Below are 11659 nucleotides of genomic sequence, written 5' to 3' on the forward strand. Positions count from 1 at the left end.
TTAGAAACCGATGCAAAACCCACGCAATACTGAACCCCAAGCAAAAATCGACCCCTCTGTTTCCACGGATTCTAACAAACCGATCTACCCAGGCGCGCCTTTGCCAACTGATGTAGGGATGGTTCTGCAATTGGCAGATGGTAGCATTCAGGGGTGCAATTCTCACGCCCAGGATCTGTTGGGGATGACAGCACAACAGATGCTCTTATGCACTTCTATCACCAGTCGGTGGCAGACTGTGCCTCAAGATGGCTCGGATTTTCCCGGCGAGACACATCCGGCGATGGTGGCGCTCTCAACCGGGCAACCATCTTTAAATGTCATCATGGGCTTTGATCGGCCACAGGGAGAATTGATTTGGTTGAATGTCAATTCTCAACCTTTATTTCAGGGAGATCGATCGACTCCCTACGCAGTAGTTACAACCTTCACCGAAATTGCTCAACCTCAGCCGGAAGAAGTATTTGACACCCTTGCACCACAACAGTCAGACACCCTCGAAAGTATTTCCGACGGCTTCTTTGCTTTGGATCGAGACTGGCGATTTACCTACCTCAATTCTCAAGCGGCGCAGTGGCTGAATCGACTCCCGCAAGAGGTGATTGGTAAAAGCGTTTGGGAAGAGTTTCCCGAATCTGCGGGTAGTTTGTTCGATCTCGAATACCGCCGCTGCGCCAGAGAGCAAGTTACGGTTAGTTTTGAATCTTTTTACGGGCCGCTCAATGCTTGGTATGCAGTACGAGCTTATCCCATCGCCTCGGGAATTGCCGTTTATTTTCAAGATGTCACCCAGCAGAAAGCGGATCGGGCTGCTTTTATTCAACAAGCCCAAACTGCGCGGCAACAACTTGCAGAAATTGAGGCGATTTATGCTAGCGCGCCGATCGGCCTTTGCTTTGTCGATACACAATTGCGGTTTGTCCGGATCAACGATCGCCTAGCAGAAATTAACGGAATTCCAACCGCCGCCCACATCGGTAAAACATTGCGCGAAATCTTGCCAGAAATGGCAGATGATTTAGAGCCGCTTTACAGACAAGTTATTGAAACTAAAATTCCGATCGCGCAGATCGAAGTTCGCGGGAAAAATGCAGCACAGCCGGGAGCAGATCGGGTTTGGCTGTTGAGTCTCTATCCGCTCTCGGCCCAGGACGATCGCTTGCTGGGCGTGAATGGAACGGTGCTAGAAATTACCGATCGCCAAGCTAGCAAAAAAGAAATTCAACGGCTCAACCAGGAACTAGAGGGACGAGTTAACGAACTGCAATCAATTCTTGATGCTGTACCTATTGGCATTACGATCGCAGACGACGCGCAGTGTAAAGTAATTCGCGCTAACAGATTTGCTCAGTCGATGCTCGGATTACCGCCGGATGTCAATGTTTCTGCAACCGGAGAGCAAGCCGAAATCCTTCCGTTCAGACAACTGAGCAACGGAGTAGAAATCCCGCCAGAAGAACTCCCAATGCAGCGGGCTGTGGCAACAGCAGCCGAAGTGCGGGATGTGGAAATTCAAATGGTGCGAGCGGACGGGATGGCATTAGATTGGTTGGTGAATGCAGTTCCGTTATTTTATGCACAGGGCGCAGTTCGCGGCTGTGTGGCGGCGTTTGTGGATATTAGCGCTCGCAAACAAGCAGAAGAAGCTTTGCGCCGTTCCGAGGAACGCTATCGCACTTTGTTTGAGTCCCTAGACGAAGGTTTTTGCGTCATCGAAATGCTGTTTGACGACAACGACAAGCCGATCGATTACCGCTTTTTGGAAGTCAATCCGGCTTTTGAGAGACAAACCGGACTCGTAGAAGCGACGGGAAAAACGGCGCGAGAACTCATTCCAGGGCTCGAAGATTATTGGTTTGAGATTTACGGCAAAGTCGCGCTGACAGGGGAACCAGTGCGCTTTGAGCACGGCTCGGAAGTCATGAACCGCTGGTTTGAAATTTCGGCGTTCCGCACGCCTGAGCCGCACAGCAGCAAAGTCGCCATACTTTTCCAAGAAATCACCAATCGCAAACAGGCGGAAAATCTTCTGCGCGAACACTACAGCAAGTTGCGGATGTTTGTCAAACATTCGCCTGTGGGAGTGGCGATGTTTGACTGCCAGATGCGGTATATGCTGGTGAGCGATCGCTGGCTGTCAAGTTACGGGCTCGGCACTCAAAACATTGTGGGCCGATCGCACTACGACATCTTTCCCAATTTGCCCGATCGTTGGAAACAAATCCACCAGCGCTGTCTGGCGGGAGCAGTCGAAATCTGCCCAGAAGAACCGTTTCCCCGCGCTGATGGCTGCGTAGACTGGGTGCGCTTGGAAATTCACCCTTGGCGAACCAACAGCGGTGAGATTGGCGGGATCATGATTTTTTCGGAAGTAATCACCGAGCGCAAAAACGCTGAACTCGCGATCGCGCTCGCCAATCAGCAAGTCAGCAATATTCTAGAAAGTATTGCGGATGCCTTTATCGCGATCGATGCACAATGGTGCTATACCTACGTTAATGCCGCTGCTGAAAAACTGCTCGGTCGATCGAGAAACGACTTATTAGGTCGATCGATCTGGGAGTTATTTCCCGCTGAATCAGCATCGAATTCGACGCTATATCAAGAATTTCATCGAGTCGTTTCCGAGCAAATTTCTGTCAAGCTTGAAGAGTTTTTGCCGTCGCTTCAAATGTATGTAGAAGTCAGCGCCTATCCAGCAGCAGATGGACTTACGGCTTATTGGAGCGATATTAGCGATCGCAAACGCATAGAAGAAGAACTGCGACAAAAGAATGCGATTTTGAACGTGATTAACGAGTCAGCGCCCACACCAATTTTTGTCAAAGATCGAGAAGGACGGATTATTTATGCAAATCCAGCCACGCTGGAAATAATGGGCAAACCTGCTGCTGAAGTAATTGGTGGTCGCGATATCGATTTATACCCAGTAGTAGAACTTGCAGTCACAGTCACGGAAAACGATCGGCGCATTATGGAATCTGGACAAACAGAAGTCCTCGAAGAATCTCACGATGGCATTCGGACATTTCTGGTAATGAAAGCTCCCTACCGCAATCAGGCGGGAGAAGTGATCGGCTTGATTGGCATCTCCAGCGACATCACAAATCGCAAACGAGCAGAAGTCGCCCTGCAAGAACAAACAAAGTTACTGCAAGTAATTATTGACAGCATTGGTGATGGTTTGATTTTGGCCAACCAACAAGGGGAGTTTGTGTTGTTTAACCAAGCCGCCGAGGGGATATTCGGTCAGCTAACAAATGAAAAATCTCCTCGGGAATGGTCGAGAACCTACGGACTATTTTTGGCAGACAAAAAAACCTTTTTCCCCGAAAATGAACTACCTCTAGCCAGAGCAATCAAAGGTGAATATGTCAATGATGTAGAAGTATTTGTCTGCCACCCCCATGCCGAAAGTCGCTGGATCAGTATCAGCGGTTATCCGGTGGTTGATACTAGCAGCGAAATCCAAGGCGGAGTGATTGTCTGTCGAGATATCACAGAACGCAAACAATCAGAAGCAGCGTTGCTTGAGAGCGAAGTACGATTCCGCAATATGGCGAACAACGCTCCATTTATGGTCTGGGTAACAGACTCCACAGGCTACTGCAATTTCCTCAGCGAAAGCTGGTATGAATTCACCGGTCAAACTGAGGAAACAGGTTTGGGATTTGGTTGGATAAATGCTTTGCATCCAGAAGACCGAGAACAGGCAAAGAACGCATTTTTGACCGCCAACGAACGTCAGGAACCTTTCCGCATGGAATATCGCGTCGGGCGTAAGGATGGCGGATATTCTTGGGCGATAGATGCAGCTGCTCCCAGATTTTCCAAAAGCGGACAATTTGAGGGTTATATCGGTTCTGTTATCGATATTACAGAGCGCAAACAAGTGGAAATCGAGCGCGATATGGTTCTGCAATTGGAACAAACTGCCCGCGCGGAAGCCGAGCGAGCTAACCGGATTAAAGACGAGTTTCTGGCGGTGCTTTCTCACGAGTTGCGATCGCCCCTAAATCCGATTTTAGGCTGGTCGCAACTGCTCAGAGGTGGCAAGCTGAGCGCGGCTAAAACAGCCAAAGCATTGGAGACAATCGAGCGCAACGCCCGACTGCAATCTCAATTAATTGAAGACTTGCTAGATGTGTCTCGGATTCTGCAAGGAAAACTCAGATTAACTGTTGCTCCGGTGAATGTGGCAACCATTATTTTGTCTGCTTTGGAAACCGTGCAATTATCAGCGGAAGCTAAAAAAATTCAAATTCAAACAATCTTAAATCCCGATGTCGGGCAAGTTCTCGGCGATACAATTCGCTTGCAACAAATTGTGTGGAATTTGTTATCAAACGCGGTGAAATTCACACCCGAAGGCGGTCGAGTTGAAGTTAGATTAGGGCAAATTGAACACCAAGCTCAAATTCAAGTCATAGACACTGGCAAAGGCATTCTTCCCGATTTCTTGCCTTATGTTTTTGACCATTTCCGACAAGAAGATGGCGCCACCACTCGCAAATTTGGCGGCTTGGGACTGGGATTGGCGATCGTCCGCCAACTGATCGAACTTCACGGCGGCACGGTGTTTGCAGAAAGCCCCGGAGAAGGACTAGGAGCGACGTTTACGGTGAGATTGCCGCTATTAAATGATGATTCTAGAAGGCAGCGGTCGGAAGCCGTCAATTCGTCTCTGAGTCCCGATATGTCATCTTTGCCGCTAGCTGGATTGAGAATTTTGGTAGTAGATGATGAACTCGACTCGCGAGATTTTGTCGCTTTTGTGCTTGAGGAAGCGGGTGCAGAGGTGATTTCGCTGTCTTCTGCTGCTGAGGCGCTAGAGTCGATCGCCCAAACTGCACCGGATTTGCTCGTCAGCGATATCGGAATGCCCCAGATGGACGGATATATGTTGATCCATCGCATCCGCACTCAGCTTGCGCCTGAGTATCGGCAGTTGTTGGCGATCGCCCTAACGGCCTATGCTGGAGAAGGGAACGAGCGCCAAATTTTGCAAGCCGGATTTGACCAACATTTATCTAAGCCGATCGATCCGACCCTGTTAGTTGCTACTGTAGCGCGAGCGATCGGCGATCGCAGTCAGTTGACAGTTGACAGTTGAGAGTTGACAGTGGGCAGTTGAGAGTTGACAGTGGGCAGTTGACGGTTGACGGTTGTCAGTGGGCAGTTGTCAGTTGAAGGATGAGATATCATTTTTGGTGGGTTCATCCGTCTACAGCGAAGGTGGTGCAGCAATCGGAGAGGACTCTTCGTCCTTACTACGAACCTGATTAAGAAGGACTCTTCGTCCTGTCAACCGTCAACCCTTCGACTTCGCTCAGGGCAAGCTGTCAACTCTCAACTGCCCACTGCCCACTGCCCACTGCCCACTGTCAACTCTCAACTGTCAACTCTCCCTTGCGATCGCCCCTCAAACTTCGCTATTATAAAAAGTTGCAGTCAAAACCCCACAAGCAACGATCATGGCCAAGCGCGTCCAATTAGTTTTAAACAAAGATGTCAGCAAACTCGGCAAAGCTGGCGACGTAGTAGAAGTAGCCCCAGGCTACGCCCGCAACTACCTAGTACCCCAAGGAATGGGATTTAAAGCGACTCCCGGCATTCTCAAGCAAGCAGCGCGCCGCCGCGAAGAAGAAAGACTGCGCCAGTTAGAACTCAAGCAGCAAGCTGAAGTCCGCAAAACCGCCCTGGAAGCAGCCGGGCCTTTCATCATCTCCAAGCAAGTTGGCGAAGCAGACGCGATTTTTGGTACTGTCACCAACCAAGAAGTAGCAGAACTGATTTTCAACTCTACCAGTCAAGAAGTCGATCGGCGCGGCATCACTCTGCCCGAAATTCGCCAAACTGGTACATACAAAGCTGAAATCAAACTACACGCCGAAGTTACCGCCGAAGTTGATATTCAAGTTGTCCCCATGTAATTGGGCATTGGGCATTGGGCATTGGGCATTGGGCATTGGGCATTGTCATTTGTTTTTCTAATAACTAATAACCCATAACCCATAACCCATAACCCATAACCCATAACCCATTTTCAATAACTAATGAGCGATTTTCAATAACTAATGAGCGATTTGATGCCGACAAATATAGAGGCAGAAGAAGCAATTTTGGGGGGCATTTTAATTGACCCCGAAGCGATTTCCCGAATTGCCGAACTGCTGCGACCGGAGTTTTTTGCCATCACCGCTCATCAAGTCATTTATCGATCGGCATTAGGGCTATTTTTACAGGGTCAACCTACCGATTTAATGACGGTAACAACTGCGCTAACCGACCGCAACCAGTTAGAACAAGTCGGAGGACTAACTAAATTAGCACAATTAGTCGATCGTACAGTTTCAGCAGTCAACATCGACCAATATGCAGCCTTAGTTGAAGACAAATATCAGCGCCGCAAATTAATCGAAGCTGGCAACAACATAGTACAATTAGGTTACGAGACGGCAACACCACTAGAAACAGTCTTAGACCGCGCCGAACAACAAATTTTTAGCATTACTCAAGAACGTCCGCAACAAGATTTAGTATCGATCGGCGAAACACTAAACCAAACATTTCAAGACCTCGAAAATCGCAATGAAGGGCTGACGCTTCCCGGTATTCCGTGCGGTTTTTATGATTTAGATGCCATGACAGGCGGCTTTCAGCGATCGGATTTAATCATCGTTGCCGCCAGGCCGGCGATGGGGAAGTGCTGTATAGATGAGTCCGTTATACTACTAAGCGATGGAAGCCTTGTTACCATTGAAGAAATCTATCAGAAACGTCAAGCAGAATTACTAACTTTAGGAAAAGATTTTAAGTTTCATCTAACTAGACCATCAGATTTTATAGATGATGGAATTAAGCCTGTATTTCGGGTAACAACAAGACTGGGACGCTTTATAGAAACTACAATAACACACCCATTTTTAACAATTAAGGGATGGCGGCAGTTAGGGGAAATACAAGCAGGCGATAAAATTGCTGTACCCCGACAGATAAATATTTTTGGTAAAGAAACCATCCGCGACTGTGAAGTTAAGTTATTGGCTTATCTAATTGGCGATGGATGTTTGACACAGGGTGCGCCACGCTTCACCAATGGAAATACTGCTATACTAGAAGACTTTGCTAAGGCTGCTGCTAGCTTCGGAGGTCTTAGGCTGCGATACAACGATAAAGGGAGGCGCGCACCCGAATATCGTGTTATCGGCGATCGAGAAGATTACATAAAGAAAATAGACCTCTTTGGTTGGAATCTACACAGAGTCCTCGAAGAACAAGATTTGTATATCCAAGAATTTGCTCAAAAATTGGGAGTTTCACCGATTTTAGTCTCGTCTTGGGTACAAGGAATTGCATTCCCCAATCAAGAATTATTTACTCGCACCTGTGAAATTTTAGAAGTAGATCCAAAACAGCTAGCCGGGCCCGGAATGGATGCTGTTCATACCACACACAAAAACCCACTGAGATTCTGGTTAGAAGAATTAGGTCTGATGGGAAAAAATGCTCACCAGAAAACAGTACCAGATATAGTTTTTAAATTGGAACGATCGCAAATTGCCCTTTTCCTCAACCGTCTCTTTTCAACTGACGGCTGGGCAACCCTACTTACCAGCGGTCAATCTCAACTAGGCTACTGTTCTGTCAGCGAAGAACTAGCCAGACAAGTACAGCATTTACTACTGAGATTTGGCATCATTGCCGCCCTCAAAAAGCGTTTAGTTAAATACAAAAATACTCGTAATCCAGCTTGGTTTATCGATATTACTGACGTAAAATCTATCAAAATATTTATATCAGAGATTGGCATTTTTGGCAAAGAAGAAGCATTATTTAAAGTAAAAGAAGCACTAGAAAACAAAATATCTCACAATAACCGCGATTTAATTCCTGTCGAGGCTTGGGAATACCTAGCATTAGCCAAAGGAAACGAATCTTGGGCATCGTTAGCAAAACGCGCAGGCATCAAAGGTTATTCAAATATTCACGTTGGTAAACGTGCCCTGTCCAGGGAAAGACTTTTGGTTTTAGCAACTGCTTTAGATAATTCGTGGCTGAAACAACTGGCAGATAGCGAGGTTTACTGGGATGAAATAGTTTCGATCGAACCGATGGGAAATAAGCAAGTCTACGACTTAACTATCCCGGAAACGCACAATTTTGTTGCTAATGACATCTGCGTTCACAATACTGCTTTCTGTACCAACATCGCCCACCACATCGCCGCTGGACAGCAAAAATTTCCGGTTGCCGTTTTCAGCTTAGAAATGTCGAAAGAACAGCTAGTGCAGCGTATTCTTTCCAGTGAAGCCAAAATAGAAAGTAACCGCTTGCGATCGGGTAGAATCAGTCAAAACGAATGGGAACCAATCAGTACAGCCATTGGCAACTTATCAGAATTGCCGCTGTTTATTGATGATACTCCCAATATTACCGTGATGGAGATTCGATCCAAAGCCCGCCGCCTCCAAGCCGAACAAGGCGGAGCTCTAGGATTGATTTTGCTAGATTATCTGCAATTAATGGAAGGTAGCAGCGACAACCGCGTGCAAGAATTATCTCGAATTACTAGAGGCCTCAAAGGTTTAGCCCGCGAGCTCAACGTGCCGATTATTGCTTTGTCTCAGTTGAGTCGAAGTGTGGAAGCGAGGACAAATAAGCGGCCGATGATGTCGGATTTGCGTGAATGTGTTACTGGTGATACGCCCGTGCTGTTAGCGGATGGTCGCCGAGTGCCAATTCGTGATCTAGTAGGCCAAGAGCCAATGGTGTTGGCGATGAATCACCTAGAAAAGATCGCGGTGGCGAAAAGTGACAAGGTTTGGCGAGTAGGAGTCAAGCCTGTCTTTATCCTTAAGTTAGCTAGTGGCAGAAGCCTTAAGGCTACGGCTCAACACCGTATCTATACAGAGCAAGGTTGGCAAGAGTTAAAGTCGGTTCAGGTGGGAAGTCGGGTGGCGATCGCCAGATTGATTCCTGAGCCTCAGAAGCCAATTAACTGGAAGGAACATGAAATTTCTTTGCTAGCTCACTTGATGGGAGATGGTAGCTATCTGAAGGGTCAGCCGCTCAGGTATACCACTGCATCCGAGGAAAATAGTGAAATCGTAAAGACCGCTGCTGAGTATTTTGGTGTCCAAGTCAATCGACACGAAAGTAGAGGTAACTGGCATCAGTTAGTTTTCAGTAGCAATGGAAACCGTTGGGAACCCAGGGGAATCAATGGTTCTTCTCACTTCAGTTTTGCTCCTTCACGAGAAACGGTTTTAGACTATGCCAAACTTTTGGATAGTGATTCCTTGCTTCAAAAAGCATCTTCTGACTTGTTCTGGGATGAAGTGATTAATATCTCAGCAGCGGGAGAAGAGGAAGTTTTTGACTTGACTGTTCCTGGTGTCGAATCTTGGTTAGCTGATGGCATTGTCAGTCATAACTCTGGATCGATCGAGCAAGACGCCGATTTAGTAATTATGCTTTACCGGGATGAATATTATAACCCTGATTCGCCCGATCGCGGAATTGCCGAAGTCATCATCACCAAACACCGAAACGGCCCCACAGGCATCATCAAACTATTATTCGATGCCCAATATACCTCATTCCGCAATCTAGCATCTCCAAAGCGCTCTTAAGAAGGAAGAAGGAAGAAGGAAGAAGGAAGAAGGAAGAAGGAAGAAGGAAGAAGGAACACACAGCAAGCTTTTTCGCGATCCGTATTTTACGTTTAATTAGGTCGATTTACCCAGGACTTATGCAGAAACCCGGTTTCTTAAAAGAAACCGGGTTTTTAAACGAAAAATTTTACACTTAGTTAGGCTGAGCTACCTAGCCAGCGATTTTCAATAATTCCACATCAAAAATCAGCGTAGCATTAGGAGGAATCACCCCGCCCGCACCGCGAGCACCATAACCGAGTTCAGGGGGAATAATCAACTTGCGGCGGTCTCCAACTTTCATCGTACCGACACCTTCATCCCAACCCTTAATTACTTGACCTACGCCAATTTTGAACTGAAAAGGAGAATTGCGATCGCGCGAACTATCAAATTTCGTGCCATCCTCCAAAGTGCCAGTGTAGTGCACCACAACCGTCTGACCGGTTTTTGGAGTCGCCCCATCACCCTCTTTCAATTCAACATATTTCAGACCCGAATCTGTGGTGACAGTTTTCTCAGTATTATCAGTCATGTTATTGCCAGCGATAGTAGCTGGTTCTTTTGGTAAATTAGCATCAGCTACTAGCAAGCTATCTTCAGTGAAAGACTTCGCTGAGAGGATCTCAAGCGCAGCATCGGTTACAGGATTATTCAATTCGGAAGCCACTGCTGTGGATACATAACCGCTCATTTGAGCGACTATCAAAAACACAAAGCAAACCACCACTACCCCCAAGCTGACCAGAATTCCTCGCAAAATTAATCCTCCTGATACTTTTAACGGCGATCTCTCAGATATCTAAGACATCTTGTACAACCAGAACTACAAAATTTTATCTGAACTTTTCCGCCAAAAGATGGCGGCTGCCAGTTAATTTTAAAGGCAAAAGAAAGTATGAAGTCAGAATGTTTGTAATTCTACCTTCTGCTTTCTACATAAGTGCCTGATTGAGCCTTCTGCGTTCGGGTGACAATTTTATCACACGATAGCAGCAAGCGTGCGATCGGGCGGAGCGCGAAGCCATCAAAGAGGATCGCACTCAGCGCCAGTTACGGTTTTCCAAATCCCGCATCTGACGTTCGAGACGATCAAGCCTTCCGCGCAACTCATCCATTTCGGACTGTCGGGGAACGCCCATATCTTGCAGCATATTCCGGAGTTGCCGCTGCAACTGCGTATCCCAATTTCCCTGTTCAGACTTGAGATGTTCAGTCACCTCATCGACAAAGGTTTTGGCTTGTTCGGGATTGATTTTGCCATCTTTGACCCATTGCTCGCTGGCTTCCTGCAATTTCTCCGCCACCAGGGAGGTAGTACCAATGCCCAGCATTACCAGTTGTTTGAGTAAGTTGCTATTGTTATCCATAGATTTTTCCTACTGTTTGCCCCAAAATACCCGATCGGCTCAGGTCGCCTGCGGTCGCTGCGAAACCCTTTGTACAATTTAAGTTACATCAGCGCTGACCTACCTTTCTATTTTGGAGCATCCAGCGACCTGCTGGCGAGTCTAACTCGCCAATGGGCGTTCGGAAAACCCGCTAAGAAGCCTGCCGACAAAATTACCCAATCACCGTGCTGTCTAATGCCTGAGTGTCCCCGCTGTCACCAACCTGTAGACTCCCGAGCGATCGCCTGTGGGCACTGCAAAACCCCTCTCAAAGCTTTCGGTCATCCGGGTATCCCGCTTTATCGATCAAAACCCGAAGAATTTCTGTGCAATACCTGTATTTACCACGAAGACGACACTTGCAACTACCCGCAGCGTCCCTTTGCCAAAGAATGCACCCTTTATCATAATCAAGCTGAGCCACTTGTGCCACAGACGATTCCTTACAGCAGTGGCGACGGGCTGCAATCAATCAAAAATTGGTGTCAGCGCCATCTGGTTTGGTTAGCATTATTAGGTTTAATTATTATTAGCATTGCTCTGTCGATTTAATCGGATTGTACAAAGCGTAGAATAGACATATCTCTGTTAATCTGGGTTGCTCTATTATTC

Annotated in this window: 6 protein-coding genes; 4 read left to right on the forward strand and 2 right to left on the reverse strand. The window is 47.2% G+C overall.

Annotation, left to right across the window (positions count from 1 at the left end; all coding sequences use genetic code 11):
• The first annotated feature begins 10 nt into the window (after positions 1 to 10).
• The 3 genes from QUA44_RS10080 (at position 11) to dnaB (ending at position 9635) form a co-directional block, all read left to right on the forward strand.
• Complete coding sequence (locus tag QUA44_RS10080; RefSeq protein ID WP_333250209.1) at positions 11 to 5113, forward strand: PAS domain-containing protein; 5103 nt, start codon at positions 11 to 13, stop codon at positions 5111 to 5113.
• A gap of 361 nt (positions 5114 to 5474) precedes the next feature.
• The gene (gene rplI, locus QUA44_RS10085) at positions 5475 to 5933 is read left to right on the forward strand and encodes a 50S ribosomal protein L9 (protein ID WP_333250207.1); all 459 of its coding nucleotides are present in this window, start codon (positions 5475 to 5477) and stop codon (positions 5931 to 5933) included.
• A gap of 144 nt (positions 5934 to 6077) precedes the next feature.
• The gene (gene dnaB, locus QUA44_RS10090; protein WP_333250205.1) at positions 6078 to 9635 is read left to right on the forward strand and encodes a replicative DNA helicase; all 3558 of its coding nucleotides are present in this window, start codon (positions 6078 to 6080) and stop codon (positions 9633 to 9635) included.
• Between the two features lie 193 nt (positions 9636 to 9828).
• Here the strand turns inward: dnaB and QUA44_RS10095 are convergent, their stop codons facing one another.
• Both QUA44_RS10095 and QUA44_RS10100 read right to left on the reverse strand, forming a co-directional pair.
• A complete protein-coding gene (locus QUA44_RS10095; protein ID WP_333250204.1) occupies positions 9829 to 10416 on the reverse strand; it encodes an FKBP-type peptidyl-prolyl cis-trans isomerase in 588 nt (195 codons plus the stop codon).
• 283 nt (positions 10417 to 10699) lie between these two features.
• The gene (locus QUA44_RS10100; RefSeq protein ID WP_333250202.1) at positions 10700 to 11026 is read right to left on the reverse strand and encodes a phasin family protein; all 327 of its coding nucleotides are present in this window, start codon (positions 11024 to 11026) and stop codon (positions 10700 to 10702) included.
• 216 nt (positions 11027 to 11242) lie between these two features.
• On the opposite strand from QUA44_RS10100, the gene QUA44_RS10105 reads away from it, so the two are divergent.
• On the forward strand, positions 11243 to 11599 hold the full coding sequence (locus QUA44_RS10105) for a zinc ribbon domain-containing protein (RefSeq protein WP_333250200.1): 357 nt from the start codon (positions 11243 to 11245) through the stop codon (positions 11597 to 11599).
• Positions 11600 to 11659: the final 60 nt, after the last annotated feature.

The organism is Microcoleus sp. N9_A2, from assembly GCF_036701775.1.
Lineage (GTDB): Bacteria > Cyanobacteriota > Cyanobacteriia > Cyanobacteriales > Microcoleaceae > Microcoleus.